The organism is Serratia sp. BNK-17, from assembly GCF_048684935.1.
In the GTDB taxonomy this organism is placed as follows: domain Bacteria; phylum Pseudomonadota; class Gammaproteobacteria; order Enterobacterales; family Enterobacteriaceae; genus Serratia; species Serratia nematodiphila.
On the sequence record NZ_JBLQTR010000001.1, the window covers coordinates 3,646,577 to 3,671,034 of the forward strand.

30 protein-coding genes are annotated in these 24,458 nt (G+C 61.1%); 21 read left to right on the forward strand and 9 right to left on the reverse strand.

The window, feature by feature from the left end; translation table 11 throughout:
* Positions 1-40 precede the first annotated feature (40 nt).
* From ACMGF7_RS17305 to ACMGF7_RS17350, 10 genes are all read left to right on the forward strand, one after another.
* Positions 41-1,666, forward strand: coding sequence for a methyl-accepting chemotaxis protein (locus ACMGF7_RS17305; protein ID WP_049240632.1), 1,626 nt, complete (start codon positions 41-43; stop codon positions 1,664-1,666).
* A gap of 28 nt (positions 1,667-1,694) precedes the next feature.
* Positions 1,695-2,567, forward strand: coding sequence for a protein-glutamate O-methyltransferase CheR (gene cheR, locus ACMGF7_RS17310; protein WP_025159837.1), 873 nt, complete (start codon positions 1,695-1,697; stop codon positions 2,565-2,567).
* The gene (locus ACMGF7_RS17315) at positions 2,567-3,616 is read left to right on the forward strand and encodes a protein-glutamate methylesterase/protein-glutamine glutaminase (protein ID WP_004934865.1); all 1,050 of its coding nucleotides are present in this window, start codon (positions 2,567-2,569) and stop codon (positions 3,614-3,616) included. Before cheR ends, ACMGF7_RS17315 begins: the two co-directional genes overlap by 1 nt.
* A 102-nt stretch (positions 3,617-3,718) precedes the next feature.
* Positions 3,719-4,108, forward strand: a complete 390-nt coding sequence (gene cheY / locus ACMGF7_RS17320; protein ID WP_004934862.1) for a chemotaxis response regulator CheY — start codon at positions 3,719-3,721, stop codon at positions 4,106-4,108.
* A 10-nt stretch (positions 4,109-4,118) separates the two neighbouring features.
* Complete coding sequence (cheZ, locus tag ACMGF7_RS17325; RefSeq protein WP_164094835.1) at positions 4,119-4,763, forward strand: protein phosphatase CheZ; 645 nt, start codon at positions 4,119-4,121, stop codon at positions 4,761-4,763.
* Between the two features lie 125 nt (positions 4,764-4,888).
* The gene (gene vapB, locus ACMGF7_RS17330) at positions 4,889-5,122 is read left to right on the forward strand and encodes a type II toxin-antitoxin system VapB family antitoxin (RefSeq protein WP_049240631.1); all 234 of its coding nucleotides are present in this window, start codon (positions 4,889-4,891) and stop codon (positions 5,120-5,122) included.
* Positions 5,122-5,520, forward strand: coding sequence for a type II toxin-antitoxin system tRNA(fMet)-specific endonuclease VapC (gene vapC / locus ACMGF7_RS17335; protein ID WP_049240629.1), 399 nt, complete (start codon positions 5,122-5,124; stop codon positions 5,518-5,520). The genes vapB and vapC overlap by 1 nt, the downstream gene beginning before the upstream one ends.
* A gap of 129 nt (positions 5,521-5,649) precedes the next feature.
* On the forward strand, positions 5,650-6,801 hold the full coding sequence (flhB, locus tag ACMGF7_RS17340) for a flagellar biosynthesis protein FlhB (RefSeq protein WP_015378261.1): 1,152 nt from the start codon (positions 5,650-5,652) through the stop codon (positions 6,799-6,801).
* Positions 6,794-8,872, forward strand: coding sequence for a flagellar biosynthesis protein FlhA (gene flhA / locus ACMGF7_RS17345; RefSeq protein ID WP_049240627.1), 2,079 nt, complete (start codon positions 6,794-6,796; stop codon positions 8,870-8,872). The genes flhB and flhA overlap by 8 nt, the downstream gene beginning before the upstream one ends.
* Positions 8,872-9,276: a flagellar protein FlhE gene (locus ACMGF7_RS17350; RefSeq protein ID WP_015378259.1), complete on the forward strand. Its 405-nt coding sequence runs from the start codon at positions 8,872-8,874 to the stop codon at positions 9,274-9,276. The genes flhA and ACMGF7_RS17350 overlap by 1 nt, the downstream gene beginning before the upstream one ends.
* A gap of 2 nt (positions 9,277-9,278) precedes the next feature.
* Here the strand turns inward: ACMGF7_RS17350 and ACMGF7_RS17355 are convergent, their stop codons facing one another.
* The 5 genes from ACMGF7_RS17355 to flgA form a co-directional block, all read right to left on the reverse strand.
* Positions 9,279-9,581 carry a helix-turn-helix domain-containing protein gene (locus tag ACMGF7_RS17355; protein ID WP_015378258.1) on the reverse strand — a complete coding sequence of 101 codons (303 nt, stop codon included), beginning with the start codon at positions 9,579-9,581 and terminating at the stop codon, positions 9,279-9,281.
* Positions 9,574-9,948 carry a type II toxin-antitoxin system RelE/ParE family toxin gene (locus tag ACMGF7_RS17360; RefSeq protein ID WP_004934837.1) on the reverse strand — a complete coding sequence of 125 codons (375 nt, stop codon included), beginning with the start codon at positions 9,946-9,948 and terminating at the stop codon, positions 9,574-9,576. Before ACMGF7_RS17360 ends, ACMGF7_RS17355 begins: the two co-directional genes overlap by 8 nt.
* A gap of 229 nt (positions 9,949-10,177) precedes the next feature.
* Positions 10,178-10,612, reverse strand: coding sequence for a flagella synthesis protein FlgN (locus ACMGF7_RS17365; RefSeq protein WP_004934835.1), 435 nt, complete (start codon positions 10,610-10,612; stop codon positions 10,178-10,180).
* 39 nt (positions 10,613-10,651) lie between these two features.
* Positions 10,652-10,963 carry a flagellar biosynthesis anti-sigma factor FlgM gene (gene flgM / locus ACMGF7_RS17370; RefSeq protein WP_004934832.1) on the reverse strand — a complete coding sequence of 104 codons (312 nt, stop codon included), beginning with the start codon at positions 10,961-10,963 and terminating at the stop codon, positions 10,652-10,654.
* A gap of 129 nt (positions 10,964-11,092) precedes the next feature.
* On the reverse strand, positions 11,093-11,746 hold the full coding sequence (flgA, locus tag ACMGF7_RS17375; protein WP_004934829.1) for a flagellar basal body P-ring formation chaperone FlgA: 654 nt from the start codon (positions 11,744-11,746) through the stop codon (positions 11,093-11,095).
* Between the two features lie 160 nt (positions 11,747-11,906).
* Here flgA and flgB point away from each other — a divergent pair, with 160 nt between their 5' ends.
* The 11 genes from flgB (at position 11,907) to flgL (ending at position 21,982) form a co-directional block, all read left to right on the forward strand.
* Entirely contained in the window at positions 11,907-12,320 is a 414-nt protein-coding gene (gene flgB / locus ACMGF7_RS17380; protein ID WP_004934827.1) for a flagellar basal body rod protein FlgB, read from the forward strand.
* Between the two features lie 5 nt (positions 12,321-12,325).
* Complete coding sequence (gene flgC, locus ACMGF7_RS17385) at positions 12,326-12,730, forward strand: flagellar basal body rod protein FlgC (protein ID WP_004934826.1); 405 nt, start codon at positions 12,326-12,328, stop codon at positions 12,728-12,730.
* Between the two features lie 12 nt (positions 12,731-12,742).
* Positions 12,743-13,420, forward strand: a complete 678-nt coding sequence (gene flgD, locus ACMGF7_RS17390; protein WP_019452954.1) for a flagellar hook assembly protein FlgD — start codon at positions 12,743-12,745, stop codon at positions 13,418-13,420.
* A 54-nt stretch (positions 13,421-13,474) separates the two neighbouring features.
* Positions 13,475-14,698, forward strand: a complete 1,224-nt coding sequence (gene flgE / locus ACMGF7_RS17395; RefSeq protein WP_164094836.1) for a flagellar hook protein FlgE — start codon at positions 13,475-13,477, stop codon at positions 14,696-14,698.
* 12 nt (positions 14,699-14,710) lie between these two features.
* Positions 14,711-15,466, forward strand: coding sequence for a flagellar basal body rod protein FlgF (locus ACMGF7_RS17400; RefSeq protein WP_015378254.1), 756 nt, complete (start codon positions 14,711-14,713; stop codon positions 15,464-15,466).
* Between the two features lie 18 nt (positions 15,467-15,484).
* Positions 15,485-16,267 carry a flagellar basal-body rod protein FlgG gene (flgG, locus tag ACMGF7_RS17405; RefSeq protein ID WP_420286552.1) on the forward strand — a complete coding sequence of 261 codons (783 nt, stop codon included), beginning with the start codon at positions 15,485-15,487 and terminating at the stop codon, positions 16,265-16,267.
* 83 nt (positions 16,268-16,350) lie between these two features.
* Positions 16,351-17,052 (forward strand): flagellar basal body L-ring protein FlgH, encoded by a 702-nt coding sequence (gene flgH, locus ACMGF7_RS17410; RefSeq protein WP_004934817.1) that lies wholly within the window; start codon positions 16,351-16,353, stop codon positions 17,050-17,052.
* Between the two features lie 10 nt (positions 17,053-17,062).
* Positions 17,063-18,163, forward strand: coding sequence for a flagellar basal body P-ring protein FlgI (locus tag ACMGF7_RS17415; RefSeq protein ID WP_049240620.1), 1,101 nt, complete (start codon positions 17,063-17,065; stop codon positions 18,161-18,163).
* Positions 18,163-19,107, forward strand: coding sequence for a flagellar assembly peptidoglycan hydrolase FlgJ (gene flgJ, locus ACMGF7_RS17420; RefSeq protein ID WP_420286554.1), 945 nt, complete (start codon positions 18,163-18,165; stop codon positions 19,105-19,107). The genes ACMGF7_RS17415 and flgJ overlap by 1 nt, the downstream gene beginning before the upstream one ends.
* 206 nt (positions 19,108-19,313) lie before the next feature.
* Positions 19,314-20,963, forward strand: coding sequence for a flagellar hook-associated protein FlgK (gene flgK / locus ACMGF7_RS17425; RefSeq protein ID WP_033643519.1), 1,650 nt, complete (start codon positions 19,314-19,316; stop codon positions 20,961-20,963).
* A gap of 59 nt (positions 20,964-21,022) precedes the next feature.
* Positions 21,023-21,982: a flagellar hook-associated protein FlgL gene (flgL, locus tag ACMGF7_RS17430; RefSeq protein ID WP_060559816.1), complete on the forward strand. Its 960-nt coding sequence runs from the start codon at positions 21,023-21,025 to the stop codon at positions 21,980-21,982.
* 299 nt (positions 21,983-22,281) lie between these two features.
* Here flgL and ACMGF7_RS17435 read toward each other — a convergent pair whose 3' ends face one another.
* From ACMGF7_RS17435 to fliQ, 4 genes are all read right to left on the reverse strand, one after another.
* Complete coding sequence (locus tag ACMGF7_RS17435) at positions 22,282-22,548, reverse strand: hypothetical protein (protein ID WP_049240616.1); 267 nt, start codon at positions 22,546-22,548, stop codon at positions 22,282-22,284.
* 358 nt (positions 22,549-22,906) lie between these two features.
* Positions 22,907-23,041 carry a stationary-phase-induced ribosome-associated protein gene (sra, locus tag ACMGF7_RS17440; protein WP_004934807.1) on the reverse strand — a complete coding sequence of 45 codons (135 nt, stop codon included), beginning with the start codon at positions 23,039-23,041 and terminating at the stop codon, positions 22,907-22,909.
* A 357-nt stretch (positions 23,042-23,398) separates the two neighbouring features.
* Positions 23,399-24,181: a flagellar biosynthetic protein FliR gene (fliR, locus tag ACMGF7_RS17445; RefSeq protein WP_021504085.1), complete on the reverse strand. Its 783-nt coding sequence runs from the start codon at positions 24,179-24,181 to the stop codon at positions 23,399-23,401.
* A gap of 2 nt (positions 24,182-24,183) precedes the next feature.
* Positions 24,184-24,453, reverse strand: coding sequence for a flagellar biosynthesis protein FliQ (gene fliQ / locus ACMGF7_RS17450; protein WP_004934803.1), 270 nt, complete (start codon positions 24,451-24,453; stop codon positions 24,184-24,186).
* Between the last annotated feature and the right edge of the window lie 5 nt (positions 24,454-24,458).

Sequence of the window (24,458 nt, forward strand, 5' to 3'; positions counted from 1 at the left end):
TACGTAGGCCGGTCGCCGGCCGGCTGCAAGGAGGTTCACAGTGTTTAACCGAATCCGTATCTCTACCAGCTTGTTCCTGTTGTTGATGACCTTCTGCGTTCTGCAGTTGGCCAGCAGCGGCCTGTCGTATTCCGCGTTTCGCTCCGATAACCACAACCTCGACATCATCACCCTCGGCAGCCAGCAGCGCGATTCGCTCAGCCTGAGCTGGGTGTCGCTGTTGCAGGCGCGCAATACGCTGAACCGCGCCGGCACCCGCGCGGCGCTGAAACTGCCGCAGGAGCAGGTGAACGAATTGATGAGCAGCGCCCGCAGTTCGCTGCAGAAGGCCGATCTCTATTTCAATCAGTTTATGGCGGTTGAACGCAGCAGTGAACAGCAGAACCAGCAGACGGCCACCACCAAGGCCAGCTACGAGCGGCTGCGCGGCGCGCTGCGTGAACTGATCGGTTTCCTGGAAAAGGGCGAGCTGCAGGCGTTTATGGATCAGCCGACGCAGAAAACCCAGGACCTGTTTGAGGCTGACTTCGTGCAGTACCTGCAGTTGGTCAACGGTGACATTAGCGAGGCTCGAGACGCCAACCAATTCTCCTTCACGCTGGCGGGCCTGATGCTGGCGGGGGCGGTCTTGATGCTGATCGTGGTGACCGGCAGCGCCATGTGGTGGTTGCGCACCATGTTGGTACAGCCGCTGAACCAAATCCGCAGCCACTTTGAACGCATCGCCGCCGGCGATTTGGCGACGCCGATTCAGGTGTATGGCCGCAATGAAATCAGCATGTTGTTCGCCAGCCTGCAACGCACGCAGCAGTCACTGATTGGCACCGTCGGCGCGGTGCGCGACGGTGCGGAGTCGATTCTGATCGGCCTGCAGGAGATAGCCGAAGGCAATAACGATCTCTCTTCCCGTACCGAGCAGCAGGCCGCTTCGCTGGAAGAAACCGCCGCCAGCATGGAACAGCTGACCGCGACGGTGAAACAGAACGCCGACAATGCGCGGCAGGCCTCTCAGCTGGCGCGCGACGCTTCGGCCACTGCGGCCAAGGGCGGCGAACTGGCCGGGGACGTGGTCACCACCATGCACGATATCGCCAACAGCTCGCAGAAAATCGGCGCCATCACCAGCGTGATCGACGGCATCGCCTTCCAGACCAACATTCTGGCGCTCAATGCGGCGGTGGAAGCGGCGCGCGCCGGTGAACAGGGGCGCGGTTTCGCCGTGGTCGCCGGCGAAGTGCGCAACCTGGCGAGCCGCAGCGCGCAGGCGGCGAAAGAGATCAAGCTGCTGATCGACGAATCGGTCAGCCGCGTCAAACACGGCTCGGTGCTGGTGGAAAATTCCGGCGCCACCATGCAGGACATCGTGCGTTCGGTGACGCGCGTCACCGACATCATGGGTGAGATCGCGTCGGCTTCGGATGAACAGAGCCGCGGCATCGAGCAGGTGACGCAGGCGGTGACCCAGATGGACCAGGTTACCCAGCAGAACGCCGCGCTGGTGGAAGAGTCCGCTTCTGCCGCCACCGCGCTGGAAGAGCAGGCCATTACCCTGGCCGACGCGGTCGCGGTATTCCGTCTGGCGGACGATAACTTCGTCGCGCCAGGTAACAGCAACAACGCAGTTTCACCCGTGGTAAAGGAAGCCCAAGATTGTCAAACCGCATAAGCAGCACGTTTTACTCCGGTGAGGCGGCATGAAACAGGCGCCGTCAACTTCTAACCGGGATACTGCGTCGATGTTGACGCAAATGGTGCAGCGCCTGCCGCTGTCGGACGTGCATTTTCGCCGTATCAGCCAGTTGATTTATCAACGCGCCGGCATCGTGCTGGCGGAGCATAAGCGCGAGATGGTTTACAACCGCCTGGTGCGCCGGTTGCGGCTGCTGGGATTGCACGATTTCGGCGATTATCTGGCGCTGCTGGAAAGCGATCCGAACAGCGCGGAGTGGCAGGCGTTCATCAACGCGCTGACCACCAACCTGACGGCATTTTTCCGCGAGGCGCATCACTTCCCGATCCTGGCGGAGCATGCGCGCTCGCGGCCGAACGGCTACAGCGTCTGGAGCACCGCGGCCTCGACCGGCGAAGAGCCGTATTCGATCGCCATCACGCTGAGCGATGCCCTGGGGCAGCGTGCCGGCAGTTGCCAGGTCTGGGCCAGCGACATCGATACGCAGGTGCTGGAAAAAGCGGAGGCGGGCGTTTACCGCCAGGAAGATCTGCGCACCCTGACGCCGACCCAAATGCAGCGCTATTTTCTGCGCGGCACCGGTCCGCATCAGGGGCTGGTGCGCGTGCGGCCGGAGTTGGCGGCGCGAGTGAACTTTCAGCCGCTGAATCTGCTGGCGCCGGAGTGGGCGCTGCCGGGGCAATTCGACGCCATTTTTTGCCGCAACGTCATGATCTATTTCGATAAGGCGACGCAGGAGCGCATCCTGCGCCGCTTCGTTCCCTTGCTTAAGCCGGGGGGGCTGATGTTCGCCGGCCACTCCGAGAATTTCAGCCAGATCAGCCGGGATTTCTACTTGCGTGGGCAGACCGTGTATGGGCTGACCAAGGAGAGGTAATGAGTAAAATCAGAGTGTTATGCGTAGACGATTCGGCACTGATGCGCCAGCTGATGACGGAAATCGTGAACGGCCATCCCGACATGGAAATGGTGGCGACCGCGCCGGATCCGCTGGTGGCGCGCGATCTGATCAAAAAATTTAATCCTCAGGTGCTGACGCTGGACGTCGAGATGCCGCGCATGGACGGGCTGGATTTCCTCGAGAAGCTGATGCGCCTGCGGCCGATGCCGGTGGTGATGGTCTCTTCGCTGACCGGCAAAGGCTCGGAAATCACGCTGCGCGCGCTGGAACTGGGCGCGGTGGATTTCGTCACCAAACCGCAACTCGGCATTCGCGAGGGCATGTTGGCCTACAGCGAGCTGATTGCCGAGAAGATCCGCACCGCGGCCAGAGCGCGCCTGCCTCAGCGCTCCAGCAGCCCGGCGCCGGCGATCCTCAGCCATGCGCCGCTGCTGAGCAGTGAAAAACTGATTGCCATCGGCGCCTCCACCGGCGGCACGGAAGCGATCCGCCAGGTGCTGCAGCCGCTGCCGGCTACCAGCCCGGCGCTGCTGATCACCCAGCACATGCCGCCGGGTTTCACCCGTTCGTTCGCCGAGCGGCTGAACAAGCTGTGCCAGATCACGGTGAAAGAAGCGGAGGACGGCGAGCGCGTGCTGCCGGGCCACGCTTACATCGCCCCGGGGGACCGCCATCTGGAGCTGACGCGCAGCGGCGCCAACTATCAGGTGAAGCTGCATGACGGCCCGGCGGTCAACCGCCATCGCCCCTCGGTCGACGTGCTGTTCCGCTCGGTGGCGCAATACGCCGGCCGCAATGCGGTGGGGGTGATCCTCACCGGCATGGGCAACGACGGTGCGGCGGGGATGCTGGAGATGCACCGCGCCGGGGCCTATACCCTGGCGCAGAACGAGGCGAGCTGCGTGGTGTTCGGCATGCCGCGCGAGGCGATCGCCAGCGGCGGCGTCAGCGAAGTGGTCGAGCTGGACAGGATGAGCCAGCGCATGCTGGCGCAGATCGCCGGCGGCCAGGCATTGCGCATTTGATTTCAGTCCGCAGGGTCTTCCCGGCGGCGATATGACCCAGGTTCGCCGTGCGGCGGCCTGCGGTTTTGCATCATTAAACGGTTAACTATTTCAGGAGTAACAATGGCAGACAAGAACCTCAGATTTCTGGTTGTGGACGATTTTTCCACCATGCGCCGCATCGTCAGAAATTTGCTCAAAGAGCTGGGCTTCAACAACGTCGAAGAAGCTGAAGACGGCGCGGATGCGCTGAACAAGCTGCGCGCCGGCGGTTTCGACTTCGTGGTGTCCGACTGGAACATGCCGAACATGGACGGGCTTGAGCTGTTGCAAACCATCCGCGCCGACAGCGCGCTGGCCGCGATGCCGGTACTGATGGTGACCGCGGAAGCCAAGAAAGAAAATATCATCGCGGCGGCGCAGGCCGGCGCCAGCGGTTATGTAGTAAAACCATTTACGGCGGCGACGCTGGAAGAAAAGCTCAACAAGATTTTTGAAAAATTGGGCATGTAAGGAGAGGGCGATGAGAGACATTCCAATGCCTGCCAGCGATGCAGCGACCGCGGGAGAGATCATCTCCCGCATCGGCCAACTGACCCGAATGCTGCGCGACAGCATGCGCGAACTGGGGCTCGATCAGGCGATCGCCCAGGCGGCAGAGGCGATCCCGGATGCGCGCGACCGTCTTGACTATGTCGTAACCATGACGGCGCAGGCGGCGGAACGGGCGTTGAACTGCGTGGAGGCGGCGCAACCGCGCCAGGCGGAGCTGGAATCCGGCGCCAACGCGTTGAAAGGGCGCTGGGACGAGTGGTTCGCCAATCCCATCGAACTGGACGACGCGCGTTCTCTGGTCAACGACACGCGCCAGTATCTGGATCAGGTGCCGGGCCATACGGCCTTCACCAACGCCCAGCTGCTGGAGATCATGATGGCGCAGGACTTCCAGGATCTGACCGGTCAGGTGATCAAGCGCATGATGGACGTGGTGCAGGAGATCGAAAAGCAGCTGCTGATGGTGCTGATGGAAAACATGCCGGAGCAGCCGGTGAAGGAAAAACGGTCGAACGACAGCCTGCTGAACGGCCCGCAGCTCGACCAGAACGGCGTCGGCGTGATCGCCAATCAGGCGCAGGTCGACGATCTGCTCGACAGCCTCGGTTTCTGAGGCCTTTCGGGGCGCGCGACGGCGCGCCCCGAAAGTTGCGCAGCGTCGCGCAAAGATTGGTGTATATAGCGTTGCTATATACACTGTGGCGATTATAATTTGTACTCCAGTTAAAGGAGGTCGCCATGACGTTAGGTTCTGTCTTTACCAATAATCGGACGCAGGCCGTGCGCTTGCCTGCAGAGGTGCGTTTCCCCGATACCGTTTCTAAAGTGACCGTCCGCGTAGTGGGCAAAGAGCGCATTCTTGCGCCGGTGGAGAATACCTGGGACAGTTTCTTCTGTGCGGAAAATGAGGTGAGCGATGACTTCCTCGATGAACGTGCCGGGCAACACCAGCGCGAGCGGGAAGAACTTTGATGTTCAGCCATATGCTGGACACCAACATTGTTATCTATGTCATCAAGCGCCGGCCGCTGGAAATGCTGGAGGCGTTCAATCGCTATGCGGGCAAAATGGTCATTTCGTCGGTCACCTATGGCGAATTGGTTCACGGAGTGGAGAAAAGCGCGCGTCCGGCGGTTAACGCCAGAGTGGTTGAGGATTTTGTCTCCCGATTGGACATTCTCGATTACGGCGCCAAAGCGGCTTCGCACTACGGCAACATTCGGGCTGCGCTGGAACGTCAGGGAACGCCTATTGGCGTAAACGATCTGCATATCGCCGGGCATGCGCGCAGCGAAGGATTGATTCTGGTGACCAATAACCGACGCGAATTTGAGCGCGTTGATGGCTTACGGCTGGAAAATTGGCTGTAACGTCTCCCCCTTGATTGCCTCATCCCCTAAATAACCCGCCTTTTTCCCCGTTGTTCCCCCAATGACATCGCCAATTTTTTGGCATGCTGACCGCCATTCTTTACCCTCCCGACACAGGAACGGCGTTTCGTGGCTGAAGACAGCGATCTGGAAAAAAGCGAGGCCCCCACGCCCCACAGGCTGGAAAAGGCGCGTGAAGACGGCCAGATCCCGCGCTCGCGCGAGCTGACCTCGGTACTGATGCTGCTCTCGGGCCTGGCGATTATCCTGATGTCCGGCAGCAACATGGCGCAACAGCTGGCGGCGATGCTCACGCAAGGTCTGAACTTCGATCACGGCATGGTCAGCAACGATAAACAGATGCTGCGCCAATTGGGCATGTTGCTGCGCCAGGCGGTGCTGGCGCTGCTGCCGATCATGGCGGGGCTGGTGCTGGTGGCGCTCGCCGCGCCGATGTTGCTGGGGGGCATTTTGTTCAGCGGCAAGTCGATCAAGTTCGATTTGAAGCGGCTGAACCCGCTATCCGGGTTGAAGCGCATCTTTTCCAGCCAGGTGCTGGCCGAGCTGCTGAAAGGGATCCTGAAAGCGACGCTGGTCGGTTGGGTGACTGGCCTCTATCTGTGGCACAACTGGGCGGCGATGCTGCATCTGATGACCCAGCAGCCGCTCGATGCGCTGGGCAACGCGCTGCAGATGATTCTGTTCTGCGGTTTTCTGGTGGTGCTGGGGTTGACGCCGATGGTGGCGTTCGACGTGTTTTATCAGCTGTGGAGTCACTTCAAGAAGCTGAAGATGACCAAGCAGGATATTCGCGACGAGTTCAAAGACCAGGAAGGGGACCCGCACGTCAAGGGACGCATTCGTCAGCAGCAGCGGGCGATCGCCCGGCGCCGCATGATGGCCGACGTGCCCAAGGCGGACGTGATCGTCACCAACCCGACGCACTACGCCGTCGCATTGCAGTACAACGACAAAAAAATGAGTGCGCCGAAAGTGCTGGCCAAAGGGGCTGGCGAAATCGCCTTGCGCATTCGCGAACTTGGCGCGGAACACCGCATCCCGATGCTGGAGGCGCCGCCGCTGGCGCGCGCGCTGTATCGGCACAGCGAGATCGGCCAGCATATTCCGGCCACCCTGTATGCCGCGGTCGCCGAGGTGCTGGCCTGGGTGTACCAGCTGCGCCGCTGGCGGCGTGAGGGCGGCCTGATCCCGAAAAAACCTGAACGTTTACCGGTGCCGGAAGCACTGGATTTTGCAAAAGAGAGTGACTCTGATGGCTAATTTGGCCTCCCTGCTTCGTTTGCCGGGCAATTTTAAAGATACGCAGTGGCAGGTGCTGGCCGGCCCGGTGCTGATCCTGCTGATCCTGTCGATGATGGTGTTGCCGTTGCCGGCGTTTATCCTCGACCTGCTGTTTACCTTCAACATCGCGCTGTCGATCATGGTGCTGCTGGTGGCGATGTTCACCCAGCGCACGCTCGAATTCGCCGCCTTCCCGACCATCCTGCTGTTCTCCACATTGCTGCGTTTATCGCTCAACGTCGCGTCGACGCGCATCATCTTGCTGGAAGGGCACACCGGCTCCGCCGCCGCCGGCCGCGTGGTGGAAGCCTTCGGCCACTTCCTGGTGGGGGGCAACTTCGCCATCGGCATCGTGGTGTTCATCATCCTGGTGCTGATTAACTTCATGGTGATCACCAAGGGGGCGGGGCGTATCGCCGAAGTGGGCGCGCGCTTCGTGCTGGACGGCATGCCGGGTAAACAGATGGCGATCGACGCCGATCTGAACGCCGGCCTGATCGGTGAAGACGAAGCGAAGAAACGCCGCGCCGAAGTGACCCAGGAGGCCGACTTTTACGGCTCGATGGACGGCGCCAGTAAATTCGTGCGCGGCGACGCCATCGCCGGCCTGATGATCATGGTGCTGAACGTAGTCGGCGGCCTGTTGGTCGGCGTGGTGCAACATGGCATGGAGCTGGGGGCGGCGGCGGAAAGCTATACGCTGCTGACCATCGGTGACGGCCTGGTGGCGCAGATCCCGGCGTTGGTGATCTCCACCGCCGCCGGCGTCATCGTCACCCGCGTTGCGACCGATCAGGACGTCGGCGAGCAGATGGTGGGCCAGCTGTTCAACAATCCGCGCGTGATGCTGCTGAGCGCCGGGGTGCTGGGGCTGTTGGGCCTGGTGCCGGGCATGCCGAACCTGGTGTTCCTGCTGTTTACCGCCGCTTTGCTGGGCCTGGCCTGGTGGCTGCGCGGCCGTGAACAACAGGCGCCGAAAACGGTGGAAGATCCGGTGATGCCGGAGAATCCGCAGGCCGCCGAAGCCAGCTGGGCCGACGTGCAGTTGGAAGATCCGCTGGGGATGGAGGTGGGCTACCGGCTGATTCCGATGGTCGATTTTCAGCAGAACGGCGAACTGCTGGGCCGTATCCGCGGTATCCGCAAGAAATTCGCCCAGGACATGGGCTATCTGCCGCCGGTGGTGCACATTCGCGACAACCTGGAACTGCCGCCCGCCAGCTACCGCATCCTGATGAAAGGCGTCGAGATCGGCAGCGGTGAAGCGCAGCCGGGCCGCTGGCTGGCGATCAACCCCGGCAATGCCGTAGGCGATCTGGCGGGTGATAAAACCGTCGATCCGGCCTTTGGGCTGGAAGCGGTGTGGATCGACAGCGCCTTGCGCGAACAGGCGCAGATCCAGGGCTATACCGTGGTGGAAGCCAGCACCGTGGTGGCGACGCACCTCAATCACCTGATTGGCCAGTTCGCCAGCGAGCTGTTCGGCCGCCAGGAGACCCAACAGCTGTTGGATCGCGTGTCGCAGGAGATGCCGAAGCTGACCGAAGACTTCGTGCCGGGCGTGGTGTCGCTGACGACGCTGCACAAGGTGCTGCAAAATCTGCTGGCCGAGCGCGTGTCCATTCGCGATATGCGCACCATCGTCGAAACGCTGGCGGAACATGCCCCGGCGCAGAGCGATCCTTATGAATTGACCACCGTGGTGCGAGTGGCGCTGGGCAGGGCGATCACGCAGCAGTGGTTCCCGGGCAACGGCGAGATTCAGGTTATCGGCTTGGATACCCAGTTGGAGCGTCTGTTGCTGCAGGCGTTGCAGGGCGGCGGCGGTCTGGAGCCGGGGCTGGCCGATCGTCTGTTGGATCAGGCGCGCCAGGCGTTGCAGCGGCAAGAAATGCTCAGCGCGCCGCCGGTGCTGCTGGTCAACCATGCGCTGCGGGCCTTGCTGGCGCGCTTCCTGCGCCGCAGTCTGCCGCAGATCGTGGTGCTGTCCAACCTGGAGATCAACGACGATCGCCAGATTCGCATGACCTCGACCATCGGAGCGGCCTGATGAAACGCTGTCTGTTCGTATTTTGTTTGCTGGCTCCGCTCGCCGCCGGCGCGGTGTCCGGCTCCTGGGTGGCTGAAGGGGCGGGGGTCACGCTGGAACAGGGCGGGATGCGCGATGAATCCGCCGCTTTGCGGCCGCCGAACGCGCTGCCGGATGCCCATGCGCGCATCACCAGCGTCAGCTGGCGCTACCGTTTGCTGGGGCCGGAGCCAGTGGGGCTGCAGGCCCAGCTCTGCACGGTAAACCGCTGCATTCCACTGGGCGGCGGCAGCGGCAGCAGCAACGGTCTGCAGGGCGAACCGGCCAATGCGGAATTGCGCTTTGTCTATTACGTGCAGTCGCAAGGCGGGCTGAATCCGCCGCTGCGGGTGATTGGCAATCAGGTGATCGTCAATTATCAGTAACATCAGGCCAGAATTTGCAGGCCGTTGCGTTCCACCAGCGTCAGCAGTTTCATCGCGGCGGAGTTCGGTTGCGCTTCGCCGCGCTCCCATTTTTGCACCGCTTTTTTGCTGACGTTGAGATACAGCGCAAACACCGGCTGACTGACGTTTTCCCGTTCGCGCAGCGCGCGGATCTCGGCCGGCCCGAACTGTTTCACCGGCCGCAGGCACAGCATGTCGAAGGTGCGCATGGTCACGTCATCGACGAAACCGGCGCGATGCAGGCCCTGAACTTCCTGGTGGATCTCGGCAAGAATTTTACTCATCGCTTAGCCTCCGTAATTCCTTGTTGTTGACCAGCTGGTAGAGTCTGAATGGCGAATAATCCAGATACAGCGCAGCCAGATGTTTCAATCCCTGTAACTCATCCGCACTGATGTTTTCTCTCTCACTTTTGGCAAAGCCGCGCATAAAAAACAGGCGGTCTTCATCGCGAAAAACGATCAGTACCCGATAGCCGCCACGTTTGCCCGCACCAGCCCGAGCGATGCGCTTTTTGTATACGCAACCGCCAAGATTGGCATCGTACAGCTGATGTTGCATCTCTCGCGCCGCTTTCACTATCGTGGCGTCGCTAATGCGCTCGCGTGCGGCAAAACCCTGAAAGGTTTTGGTGAGATAAATGTCGGCCATTCGCTCTCCCTGCGAATCTATACCCGTTAAGGGTATATTTCAAGTGGTTTAAAAATAACCACAGGGTGACAAGCGGCCAAAGGGAAAGAAACAGCCAAATTCACGCCATGCGCAGCCTGACGCAAAGCCTTAAGTGAATTCAAAGAGTGATAGGGAGAAAATGCGACGGGATGCGCAGAAGCCGGTTAACGCATGCCCGGTGATAGGCTCACCGGGCAAATGAGTCAGGTCAGACGCCGATTTTTCTGCCGAGCAGGCTGCCGGCGTGCGACTGGCCGTCCGGGCCATACAGCGATTTGTTGTTTTTGCTGAGGATGGCCAGCGCCTGAGCGTTATGGTCGATCTGCTGATTGAGCAGCAGACCGTTATGCTGATTCTTTTCGCGCAGCGTTTGGCTCAGCAATTGAACGCGCTGCCAACGATCGGCCAGGGGCGCTTGGCTGGCATAGGGGGCGCGTTGCCCGCAGGTTTTTTCCTGCCCCAGGCGCTGTTGCTCGAGATAAGCGACCGTCGCCAGCAGTTGGCTTTTGGCATCGGTGACGCGCTGCAAGGCCACGCCCGGCAACTGGCCGGAGCACAGCAAGTCGTGCTCTTCCTCCAGCACGCCATTGAGCGCCTGCAGCGTCTCCAACAGTTTATCCAGCAGTTGTGCCAGCTTTTCCATAGTAATGACTTATCCTTTACCGCTACTCGCCGCGCGCTGTCAGTCGCGTCCGGCGATCCATTGAACATCGCTCTGCGCGTCTTGCAGCAGCGCATCGGCGATTTTGCCGGCGTCCATCTTCAGTTCACCGTTGCGGATCGCCTGTTTGATGGCCTCGACCCGACCCATATCGATATCCTGGGTGCCCGGCTGCATAAGGCGCGCCTGCGCCTCGCTCAGTTTGACCTGCGTGCCGCTGACGGCGGTTTCTGCCACGGCGGCCTTACGCGGTTGGAGCGGGTTGTCGGCCGGGGTTTCACGCGGTTGCACAGTGGAAACCGGCTGTAACCGCTGGGTGCGATCGATACTCATGGTCCATCTCCGTTTACGCCGTCGCCGCTTGCGGGCGACGACGCTGCAATGAAAGTGTTGCGGCCCTGGTGGCCAATAAAATGCTGCTTGCTTTGTCTTATCGGCAAGGTTGGCGGAACCTTTACTTTTTTATAACGTAATGCGGATCGCGCCGTCGTCCCCGACCACGCCGCTGACGATCTGCCCGGAGGCCATGCGTACCCGCACGCTGTCTTCGGCGGCGGCGTTGTTCATCGCCTTACCCGCACCGCTGATGCTGAATCCTTCGCCCTGTGCGTTGACCTGCACCGGTTGCCCAGCCTTGATAATCCAGGCGCGGCGCAGCATGGCGAGGGTCAGCGGCTGACCGGGGCTGATGTTGCGCAGGCTGACGGCGCCTAACGCTTTGCCCGCTTCGGTCAGCGCGCGCGGCGGCAGGGTATCGAGCCGGCCCTGTTTCAACGTCAGATCCGCCGCCGTCAACCGGCTGCCGGCGCTGATGCCGCGCGCCGAAACGAGATAGCGGCCGAACACCTGCACCTGCGTCTGGATAAAACGCCGCTCCTGGCCACAGCGCGCCGAAATGCTGACGTTGCCGCCGATCCGCGCGTTGGGCGACAGCGACAGCTGCGGCAGTTCGCAAGCGGGCCATTGGTTCGGCGGCGTGCGCACCCGCACTTTTACCTGTACCGGTTCGCCGCTGAACTTGCCTTGGATGAAGCTTTCGATTTGCGTCGCCAGATCGTCGGCGCGCGCGTTCAGACTGCACAGCAGGCCGATAAGCAGCAGCATTTTACCTTTCATCGTCATCTTCTCAAGCTTCATCGGGATACGCGTAAGTGTACCCGCAGCGCGCGCAGGCTAAGCAGATAAATAGCGCCCCATTTTGCGTTTATTCCCGCGATAGGGTGGCGCAGGGGGCGTTTATGCTGTCGACTCCAAATTCTAACCTCGCGGAGGGAGCATGCTCGACAAACTGGACGCGGCTCTGCGCTTTGGCCAAGAAGCGCTGAACTTGCGCGCCCAGCGGCAGGAAATTCTGGCCGCCAACATCGCCAACGCAGACACGCCGGGTTATCAGGCGCGGGATATCGATTTCGCCAGCCAATTGAACAAGGTGCTGGAACAAGGGCGCGTCAACGGCAACGGCATGGCGCTGAACCTGACGGCGGCGCGCCACATCCCGGCGCAGACCCTGCAGCCGCCACAGCTTGATCTGCTGTTCCGGGTGCCGGACCAGCCGTCGATGGACGGCAACACGGTGGACATGGATCGCGAACGCACCAACTTTGCCGATAACAGCCTGAAATATCAGACCGACCTGACGCTGCTCAACGGGCAGATCAAAGGGATGATGTCCGTGCTGCAACAAGGATAAGGCGCATGTCTTTACTGAATATTTTTGATATCTCCGGCTCGGCGTTATCGGCGCAATCCCAGCGCATGAACGTCAGCGCCAGCAACATGGCCAACGCCGACAGCGTGACCGGCCCGGACGGTGAACCTTACCGCGCCAAGCAGGTGGTGTTCCAGGTCGCGGCGGCGCCAGGGCAGCCGACCGGCGGCGTGCGCGTCGCCCAGGTGGTGGACGATCCGGCGCCCGAGCGCCTGGTGTATCAGCCGGGCAACCCGCTGGCGGACGCCAAGGGGTATGTGCGCATGCCGAACGTCGACGTGGTGGGGGAAATGGTCAACACCATCTCCGCTTCCCGCAGCTACCAGGCCAACGTCGAGGTGCTCAACACCACCAAGTCGATGATGATGAAAACCCTGACGCTGGGTCAGTAACCGGAGATTTCCATGGCTATCGCCGCAACCACCAACGAGTCGTTGGACAACACCGTCATCGGTAACAACAGCAAGACCACCAACAGCCAGGATCTGCACAACAGCTTCCTGACGCTGCTGGTCGCGCAGTTGAAAAACCAGGATCCGACCAACCCGATGCAGAACAACGAGCTGACGTCGCAGCTGGCGCAGATCAACACCGTTCAGGGCATCGAAAAACTCAACACCACGCTGGGGTCGATCTCCGGCCAGATCAACAGCAACCAGTCGCTGCAGGCCACTGCGCTGATCGGTCACGGCGTGATGGTGCCGGGCAACAATATTCTGGTCGGCAGCAAGGACGGCAAGGTCAGCACCACGCCGTTCGGCGTGGAACTGGAGCGCGCAGCCGATCAGGTGACCGCCACCATTACCAACGCCAGCGGGCAGGTGGTGCGCACCATTGAAATTGGCGGCCTGACCGCCGGCGTGCACGCCTTCACCTGGGATGGATCGCTGGATGATGGCACCACCGCGCCCGACGGCGCCTACAAAGTGGCCGTCAACGCCAAAGGCAACGGCGAGCAACTGGTGGCGCGCAGCCTGCATTTCGGCCTGGTGAACGGCGTGATCCGCGACGGCAACGGCGCCAAGCTGGATCTCGGCCTGGCGGGCAACGCCACCCTGGAAGACGTGCGACAGATCTTATAACCCTAAGCATCAGGCTCAATCGGACGATAGCCTGACCACTATTCGGAGAATAATATGGCCTTTTCTCAGGCAGTCAGCGGCTTGAACGCGGCAGCAACCAACCTGGACGTGATCGGTAACAACATCGCCAACTCCGCGACCGCGGGCTTCAAATCCGGCAGCGTCTCCTTTGCCGACATGTTCGCCGGTTCGCAGGTCGGGCTGGGCGTCAAAGTGTCCGGCATCACCCAGAACTTCAAGGGCGGCACCACCACCGGCACCAGCCGCGCGCTGGATGTGGCCATCAACGGCAACGGTTTTTTCCGCATGCAGGATAAAGACGGCGGCATCTTCTATACCCGCAACGGCCAGTTCAAGCTTGACGAGAACCGCAACCTGACCAACATGCAGGGCCTGCAGCTGACCGGCTATCCGGCGGCCGGTTCCCCGCCGACCATCCAGCAGGGCGCCAACCCGGTGCCGCTGAGCATTCCTGAAGGCATGATGAACGCCAAGGCGTCCACCTCCGGCGAGATGGTGACTAACCTGAAGTCCACCCATAAAGTGCCGGAGAACAAGACGTTCGATCCGACCAAGCAGGACAGCTACAACTACGTCAACACCATCACCGCCTACGACTCGCTGGGTAACGCGCACAACATCAATGCTTACTTTGTGAAGACCGAAGACAACAAGTGGCAGGTCTACACCCAGGACGGCAGCGCCGCGCCGGTTGACGCCGGCACCATGGAGTTCAGCACCAGCGGCAACCTGGTGAAAACCACCAGCACCAACGGCGCGCCGGGCGAGTTCAGCATGGTGATCCCGATGACCGCCAAAGACGGCGCGCCGGCGCAAAACTTCACCCTGAGCTTCGCCGGCAGCATGCAGCAGAACGTGGGCAGCGACTCGGTGAGCAAAGTGGCGCAGGACGGCTATGCCGCCGGTGAATACACCAACTTCCAAATCAACAACGACGGCACCGTCGTTGGGATCTACTCCAACCAGCAGACCCAGGTGCTGGGCCAGATCGTCATGGCCAACTTCTCCAACCCGGAAGGGCTGGCGTCGCAGGGTGATAACGTTTGGCAGGAAACCGGCGCGTCCGGCCAGCCGCGCGTCGGTCTGTCGGGCGGCGGCGGCTTCGGCAAGCTGACCAGCGGCGCGCTGGAATCTTCCAACGTCGATCTGAGCCAGGAGCTGGTGAACATGATCGTCGCACAGCGTAACTACCAGTCCAACGCCCAGACCATCAAGACGCAGGACTCCATCCTGCAGACGCTGGTTAGCCTGCGCTAATAGGATCGAGTTATGGATCACGCGATTTATACCGCGATGGGCGCGGCGCGCCAAACGCTGGAGCAGCAGTCCATTACCGCCAACAACCTGGCCAACGCGTCGACGCCGGGCTTTCGCGCCCAGCTCGCCGCGTTGCGCGCGGTGCCGGTCGACGGTCCGAGCCTGGCGACCCGCACCTTGGTGACTGCCTCGACGCCGGGCGCCGACATGAGCCAGGGCGCGCTGAACTACACGGCGCGCCCGCTGGACGTGGCGCTGCAGCAGGATGGTTTTTTGGCGGTGAGCCTGCCGGGCGGCGGTGAAGCTTACACCCGCAACGGCAACATTCAGATCTCCTCCACCGGGCAGTTGACGGTGCAGGGGATGCCGCTGATGGGCGACGGCGGGCCGATCGAGGTGCCGCCGTCGGCGGAGATCACCATCGCGGCCGACGGCACCATTTCGGCGCTGAACGCCGGCGATCCGCCGAACACCATCGCGCAGATTGGCCGCCTGAAGCTGGTGAAAGCCGACGCGCGCGAAGTGATGCGCGGTGACGACGGGCTGTTCCGCCTGACGCCGGAAACCCAACAGCTGCGCGGCAATCAGTTGCAAAACGATCCGCAGGTGCGGGTGATGCCCGGGGTGCTGGAAGGCAGCAACGTCAAGCCGATGGAGACCATGGTCGACATGATCGCCAACGCCCGCCGTTTTGAAATGCAAATGAAGGTCATCCACAGCGTGGATGAAAACGAACAGCGTGCCAACTCACTGCTCTCAGTGAGCTAAGCAGCAAGGAAATAACCGATGATTCCATCCTTATGGATTGCCAAAACCGGTCTGGACGCGCAGCAGACCAACATGGACGTGATCGCCAACAACCTGGCGAACGTCAGCACCAACGGCTTCAAGCGCCAGCGTGCGGTATTTGAAGATCTGCTGTACCAGACCATGCGTCAGCCGGGCGCGCAGTCCTCCGAGCAGACTACGCTGCCTTCCGGTCTGCAGATCGGCACCGGCGTGCGTCCGGTGGCGACCGAGCGCCTGCACAGCCAGGGCAACCTGTCGCAGACCAACAACAGCAAAGACGTCGCCATCAAGGGGCAGGGTTTCTTCCAGGTGATGCTGCCGGACGGCACCCAGGCCTACACCCGCGACGGGTCGTTCCAGATCGATCAGAACGGCCAGCTGGTCACCTCCAGCGGTTTCCAGGTGCAGCCGGCGATCACCATTCCGGCGAACGCGCTGTCCATCACCGTCGGCCGCGACGGTATCGTCAGCGTTACCCAGCAAGGGCAGACCGCCGCTCAGCAGGTGGGCCAACTGACGCTGACGACCTTTGTCAACGACAGCGGTCTGGAGAGAGTGGGCGAGAATCTGTATCAGGAAACCGAAAGCTCGGGCGCGCCGAACGAGAGCACGCCGGGGCTGAACGGCGCCGGTCTGCTGTATCAGGGCTACGTGGAGACCTCCAACGTCAACGTGGCGGAGGAGCTGGTCAACATGATCCAGACTCAGCGCGCTTATGAGATCAACAGCAAAGCGGTATCGACCTCCGATCAGATGCTGCAAAAGCTGACGCAACTGTAATCTGTCCTTGACGGGCCCGGCATGTCGCGCCCGTCATTCTCTTTCGTGAAACAAAGGCGATACCCGTGGTAACCACATATTCGATGGCAATCCTGCCGCGGCAGGGACAACGCTGGCTGGCGGGAATGGTGATGCTGACGCTGAGCGGCTGCGCTTATATTCCGCATAAACCGCTGGTGGACGGCGCGACCACGGCGCAGCCCGCGCCGGCCAGCGCGCCGATGCCGAACGGCTCGATCTTCCAGACGGTGCAGCCGATGAACTACGGCTATCAGCCGCTGTTCGAAGACCGCCGTCCGCGCAACGTCGGCGACACCCTGACCATCGTGCTGCAGGAAAACGTCAGCGCCAGCAAGAGCTCCTCCGCCAACGCCAGCCGCAACGGCGCCAGCAAGTTCGGCGTCGCCACCTCGCCGCGTTACCTCGACGGCCTGTTGGGCAATGCGCGCGCCGATATGGACATTTCCGGCGACAGCACCTTCGGCGGCAAGGGCGGCGCCAACGCCAACAACACCTTCAACGGCACCATTACGGTGACGGTCAACCAGGTACTGGCCAACGGCAACCTGCACGTGGTGGGGGAAAAGCAGATCGCCATCAACCAGGGCACCGAATTCATCCGCTTCTCCGGCGTCGTCAACCCGCGCACCATCAGCGGCAACAACTCGGTGACCTCGACGCAGGTGGCGGACGCGCGTATCGAATACGTCGGCAATGGCTATATCAACGAAGCGCAGACCATGGGCTGGCTGCAGCGCTTCTTCTTAAATGTTTCACCGTTCTAAGGATTGACTGATGCTGAAAAAATGGTTTATCGCGCTGTTCGTCGGGCTGGTGTGCTTGCCGGCGGCGGCGGAGCGCATCCGCGATCTGGTGACGGTGCAGGGCGTGCGAGACAACGCCCTGATCGGCTACGGCCTGGTGGTGGGGTTGGACGGCTCCGGCGACCAGACCATGCAGACGCCGTTCACCACCCAAAGCCTGAGCAATATGCTGTCGCAGCTGGGCATCACCGTGCCGCCGGGCACCAACATGCAGCTGAAAAACGTGGCGGCGGTGATGGTGACCGCCAAACTGCCGCCGTTCTCGCGCGCCGGGCAGAATATCGACGTGGTGGTTTCTTCGATGGGCAACGCCAAGAGCCTGCGTGGCGGCACCCTGCTGATGACGCCGCTCAAAGGCGTGGATAACCAGGTTTATGCGCTGGCGCAGGGCAACGTGCTGGTGGGCGGCGCGGGCGCGGCGGCCGGCGGCAGCAGCGTGCAGGTCAACCAGTTGGCGGGCGGGCGCATCAGCAACGGCGCCACCATCGAACGCGAGTTGCCGACCACCTTCGGCAGCGGCGGGGTGCTCAACCTGCAGCTGAACGACGAGGATTTCACGCTGGCGCAGCAGATCAGCGACGCCATCAACCGCCAACGCGGCGGCGGCACCGCGACGCCGCTCGACGCCCGCACCATTCAGGTGCTGGTGCCGCAGGGCAACAGCTCTCAGGTGCGCTTCCTGGCGGAGATTCAAAACATCACCGTCAACGTCGGCGCGATGGACGCCAAGGTGATCATCAACTCGCGCACCGGGTCGGTGGTGATGAACCGCGATGTGATCCTCGACTCTTGCGCCGTCGCCCAGGGCAACCTGTCGGTGGTGGTCGATCGGCAGAACACCGTCAGCCAGCCAACGACCCCGTTCGGCGGCGGCCAGACGGTGGTGACGCCAAACACCCAGATCTCGGTGCAACAGCAGGGCGGATCGCTGCAGAAGGTGAACGCCAGCGCCAACCTGAACAATGTGATCCGCGCGCTGAATGCGCTGGGTGCCACGCCGATCGATCTGATGTCGATCCTGCAGGCGATGCAGAGCGCCGGCTGCCTGCGCGCCAAGCTGGAAATCATCTGATGGCCGGCGATCTGATGGCGATGTCGGGCGCGGCCTATGACGCCCAGGCGCTGAACGGCCTGAAGCGCGACGCGGCGGCCGACCCGCAGGGCAACCTCAAGCAGGTGGCCCAGCAGGTAGAAGGCATGTTCGTGCAGATGATGCTGAAAAGCATGCGTTCCGCCTTGCCGCAGGACGGGGTATTGAGCAGCGATCAAACGCGGCTCTATACCTCGATGTATGACCAGCAAATCGCCCAGCAGATGTCGCAAAAAGGGCTGGGGCTGGCCGACATGATGGTCAAGCAGATGAGCAACGCCAACGCGGTGCCGAGCGAAACGGCGGGCCTGTCGCCGATGGCGCTGGACAACGAGGTGCTGCAAACGCTGCCGAACCAGGCGCTGGAGCAGATGGTGCGCCGGGCGATGCCGAAAGCCCCGCCGGCCGCCGCGCCGCTGTCGCTCAACAACGGCAACTTCGTCGCGCGCCTGTCGATACCGGCGAAGGTCGCCAGCCAGCAGAGCGGCATTCCGCATCAGCTGATCGTCGCGCAGGCGGCGCTGGAGTCCGGCTGGGGGCTGCGCGAGATCCCGACCTCAGACGGCACGCCGAGCTACAACCTGTTCGGCATCAAGGCCGGCGGCAGCTGGAACGGGCCGGTGACGGAGATCACCACCACCGAGTTCGAACAGGGCGCGGCGAAGAAGGTGAAGGCGAAGTTCCGCGTCTACGGCTCGTACGTCGAAGCGATCGCCGATTACGTCAAACTGCTGACCAACAACCCGCGCTACGCCGACGTGGCCGCCGCGCGCAGCCCGGAACAGGCGGCGCATGCGCTGCAGCGCGCCGGCTATGCCACCGATCCCCAGTACGCCAGCAAGTTGGTCAGCGTGATTCAGCAGATGAAGAACGCCGGGGAGCAGGCGGTGAAAGCTTACACCCACGATCTGAAAGATTTGTTCTAAATCCCCGTCATTCTTGACGCCGCAGCGGCGCCAATGAGTTAGGGGATCGGCGGCAATGGAGGCTGGCTGGATGCTGACCGCATTGCCGCTTTTTTTCCTCAAGTTCTTCTCATTTTTGCCGATAACCGAAACAGGCTGAGCGAACAGGCTCAGCAGCTCAATTAAGAACCCTGTGGGCCACCGGCGCCGCAGCATAAGGAATTCCGATGTCCAATAGCTTAATCAATACCGCGATGAGCGGGCTGAATGCGGCTCAGGTGGCGCTCAGTACCGTCAGCAACAACATCTCCAACTACAACGTGGCGGGCTACAACCGCCAGACCGCGATCCTGGCGCAGAACGGCGGCATGGCCACCATGAGCGGCTTTATCGGCAACGGCGTGACCGTCACCAGCGTCAACCGCGAGTACAACCAGTTCATCACCAACCAGCTGCGCGGCGCACAAAGCGCGTTCGGGGCGCAAAACGCCTATTACGAGAAGATTTCGCAGATCGACAACCTGTTGGCGAGCAAGACCAACCCGCTGTCGACCAACATGCAGGACTTCTTCACCAACCTGCAGAACCTGGTGAGCAACGCCGGTGACGACGCCGCGCGCCAGACGGTGCTGGGCAAGGCCAACGGCCTGGTGAACCAGTTCAACAACACCGATAAATTCCTGCGCGACATGGATAACGGCGTTAATCAACAGATCAGCGATACGGCGCAGCAGATCAACAGCTACGGCCAACAGATCGCCAAACTGAACGACGAGATCACCCGCCTGCGCGGCAGCGCCGGCGGCGAGCCGAATGCGTTGCTGGATCAGCGCGATCAGCTGGTCACCGAATTGAACCAGCTGGTGGGCGTACAGGTCACGCAACAGGACGGCGACGCCTATACCGTCTCCTTCGCCAACGGCTTGACCCTGGTGCAGGGCAGCAACACCTATCAGGTGGAAGCCGTGCCTTCCAGCAGCGATCCTTCCCGTCTGACCATCGGCTATAACCGCGGCAACGGCGCCAGCGAAGTGCCGGAAGGCCAGATCACCAGCGGCACGCTGAGCGGCGTGCTGAAATTCCGCAGCGAAACGCTGGACGGCGTGCGCAATCAGCTGGGCCAGTTGGCGCTGGCGATGGCGGACAGCTTTAACCAACAGCATCGCGCCGGCTTCGATCTGAACGGCGACGCGGGCGGCGACTTCTTCAGCTTCAGCGGCGGCCGGGTGGTGGATAACACCCGCAACACCGGCGACGCGTCGCTGTCAGTCTCTTACACCGATACCGGCAAGGTGAAGGCCAACGATTATCGCGTCGAGTTCGACGGCAGCAACTGGCAGGTCAGCCGCCTGCCGGACAACGTAAAAGTCAACGCGACGCCGGGCACCAGCGCCGACGGCAAGCCGACGCTGAACTTCGACGGGTTGGAAGTGAGCATCGACGGCAATGCGCAGGCCAAAGACAGCTTCACCGTGAAGCCGGTCAGCGACGTGGCGGGCAATCTGAAAGTGGCCATCACCGATTCGTCCAAGATCGCCGCCGCCGGTAAAGACGACAGCGGCCGCGGCGATAACGAAAACGCCAAGAAGCTGCTGGATCTGCAAACCAAAAACCTGGTGGACGGCAAGGCGACCCTGAGCGGCGCTTACGCCGGCATCGTCAGCGGCGTCGGCAACCAGACCGCTGCCGCCAAGGCCATCGCCACCTCGCAGGCCAAGATCGTCACGCAGCTGGGCGCGCAACAGCAGTCGATGTCCGGCGTCAACCTTGACGAAGAGTATGGCGAGCTGCTGCGTTTCCAGCAGTACTACATGGCCAACGCGCAGGTGATTCAGACCGCCAGCTCGCTGTTCGACGCGCTGCTGAATATTCGTTGATTTCATTGTTAATCGGCGCCGATAACGGCGCCGGTCGCTCAGAGTAAGGAACCCACAGCATGCGCATGAGCACCAGCATGATGTACCAACAGAACATGAACGGCATCACGGGCAACCAGTCGCTGTTCATGAAGGCGGCCGAGCAGCTTTCCTCGGGCAAGCGGGTGATCAACCCGTCCGACGATCCGCTGGCGGCGTCGCGCGCGGTGATGTTGTCGCAATCGCAGGCGGAAAACAGCCAGTACACGCTGGCGCGCACCTTCGCTCGTCAGAACGTGTCGATGGAAGAAACGGTCTTGGCCGGAGCGACCTCCACCATCGCGGACATGAAGGCGCTGATCGTCAACGCCGGCGGCACCGAAAGCGATAACGACCGCCAGTCGCTGGCCACCCAGCTGCAGGGGCTGAAAGATCAGCTGCTGAACCAGGCCAACAGCACCGACGGCAACGGCCGCTATATGTTCGGCGGATACGTGAACGACAAGGCGCCGTTTGTCGACAACGGCGGCACCGTCAGCTATCAGGGGGGCGACAAGACGGTAGAGCAGAAAGTGGACGCCAACCGCACCATGACCATCGGCCATACCGGCAACGCGGTGTTCATGTCGTTGACCAGCAACCCGAAGCCAGAGCCGGACGGCAGCGCGCCGGTCAGCAACATTTTCGAGAGCATCGACATCGCGTTGAATGCGCTGAAAATCCCGCTGCAGGGCGCCGACGAGGCCACCAAGCAGCAGGTGAACGATGCGCTGGCGAAAGCCAACCGCGGCCTGGACAACTCCTACAACAACGTGCTGAGCGTGCGCGCCGAGCTGGGCAGCCAGCTGCAGGAGATGGATCAACTGGACAGCATCGGCAAAGAGCGTGACATGACCAACCAGATCCAGATGAGCGCGCTGACGGATGCCGACCTGGCCGAGTCTATCTCGTCTTATTTCATGCAGCAGGCGGCGCTGCAGGCGTCGTATAAAACCTTTAGCGATATGCAGGGCATGTCGTTGTTCCAGATGAATCGTTAAGAGCAATACCCCGTTGCCTGACCGCGACGGGTTTCCCTTTAGTGCGCTTAGAAAATGCCCTCTCCGCCCCGCGGGGAGGGAGGCTTCTTGAAACCGGGCGCACTCGTTTGGCGCGTCGTTCGTTCTCCCACTACTGACTGAGCGACGCGCCTTTTTTTGTCTGCGTGTTCCCATTCACCTTAAGCCTTAGCGGAAAGGCACGCCGCGATCCCTATCGCCGCCGTTATTGCCGTCGCCGGCACCGCCCATCCGTTGCATTTCTTCTCTGGTCAGTTCTCTCAGCATAGGTCGATCTCCTGTTAACGCGACTTGGCGTTATTTTTAGGGACGTTGTTTTCGATTTGAGGCTTGCGGCTCTCATTGAACAGCCACCGTATTGGCGTATAGAGGCACTCGGCCAACTTCAATGAGCCAAATAAAGTAAACGGGATGATGACGAAACTATCGACGCCAGGCGGAAGAACAAATAATCCCCAGGAAAAACCCAGCGTATTTAAAATAGTGCTCATGATCAAAAGGGCGATGCTGCTGATGAATAAATCACTCAGCTGGAATTTTATCTTCATGTTTACACCGATTATATTTGGGTGAGGATTGCAGCGTGCTGTCTGTAAGGTTGCTTCCAATATAACGCTGGGGGGATAAGGTGGGAAATCTATTTTTCTTGTCAGTGAATAAATAAGAGATGTGAGTAAAGCAAATTATTAATGCATTACCTTTAAATTTAGCGTGGCAGCGAGGGCGACGTGCTGCATTATTTCATTCCTGACAATGAAATGCACAGGATGTCGACATGGCTTGCCGACGGGTGATCAATGCCGGTTACGGCAGGAGCCGGGTTGCCGTTCCGGTGCAGCGTCGAATGGCGCAGCAGAGGCCGGATACGGGCGCAACCCGGAATGTTTTGCTAAAAACCGTACGGGATTATTTCTTTTTCTTCACCACTTTCCATTTTTCACCGGCGGCCGTTTCGCTGATGGCAACTTTAAATTTGTTGCTTTTCCAGTGGGCCATGCCGAATAACCGGCGTGCTTTGCGGTTGCTTTTCGCTTTAATCATGATCTCGCTCCTGTAGTTAGCAAAGGTCGATGCTGCGCCCTGCAGCCGGCAGGCTGCCAGACGCATTTATTCAGGGTGTAAGTTATCTACCACGCATTTAACCCTGCGTGGCTGCGTTATTTTGTTTTTCTCTAACCAATAAGTTTGTATTATCGCCGCGGGTGACTGACGGGGTGCGGGCGATATTTTTTCTACCGGGTCTATTTTAAGTCGGGGTTTTATTTATTCAAGCCGCCGGAGACATTTGAACCGTAATCCGGATAAAAGCCGTTTCTCAGGCTTTTGTCCCAAGAAAGCGTTTTTATTGCCATTTTGTCTCAGGCGGAAGAGGGGGAAAGGAAGGGGCCGCACAGGGGCTCAGAAGGTCATGCCGCCGATCACCGCCGCCAGTCGATCGAACACTTCGCCGAACAGATGTTCGCAGAACGGCGCCAGCATCGGCATCATCATGCCCAGCGTCATGATGCCGAAGGTCATGGTGACCGGGAAGCCGATCACGAACACCGACAGCTGCGGCGTCATGCGGTTGAGCAGGCCGAGCGCCATGTTGAGCGTCAACAGCAGGCAGATCAGCGGCAGCGCCAACATCATGCCGTTGATGAAGATCAGCGAGCCGACCTGGGTTAACACCAGGAAACCGTTGCCGTTCAGCGGCTGCGTTTGGACAGGCAGGGTATGGAAGCTGTCAGCCAGCAGCGAAATCAGCCACAGATGGCCGTCGAAGCTGAGGAACAGCAACATCGCCAGCAGGTTAAGCAGGCGCGCCAGCACCGGCATGTTCGGGCCGCCGCTGGGATCGAAGAAGGTGGCGAACGACAGGCCCATCTGCATGCCGATCACTTCGCCCGCCAGGCGCACCGCCGCGAAGGCGAACTGCATGGTCAACCCCAGCGCCACGCCGATCAGTATTTGCTGAATCGCCAGCCACAGGCCGGCGGCGGAGAAGATGGGAATATTGCTGGCGGGCAGCGTCGGCGCGATCAGGATGACGATCAGCCCGCCAAGGCCGATTTTGACCTTTTTGCTGATTTGCTTTTCGCTGAATATCGGCGCGGTGCTGATCAGCGCCAGAATGCGCAGCAGCGGCCAAAAATAGTGGCTGAGCCAGACGGTGAGCTGGGCGCTGTCGAAAGTGAGCACGGTCAGCCGATCAGGGTAGGCAGGTTGCTGAACAGGGTGCGCATGTAGTCCAGCAACAGGTTCAGCATCCAGGGGCCGGCGATGATGATGGTGGCCACTACCGCCAGAATTTTGGGGATGAACGACAGCGTCATTTCGTTGATCTGGGTGGCGGCCTGCAGCAGGCTGACCACCAGGCCGCTGATGAGCGCCGCCAGCAGCAGCGGGGCGGCCAGCGCCAGCGCCACTTTCATCGCCTCGGTGCCGAGCGCCATAACCGATTCAGGTGTCATCTCGC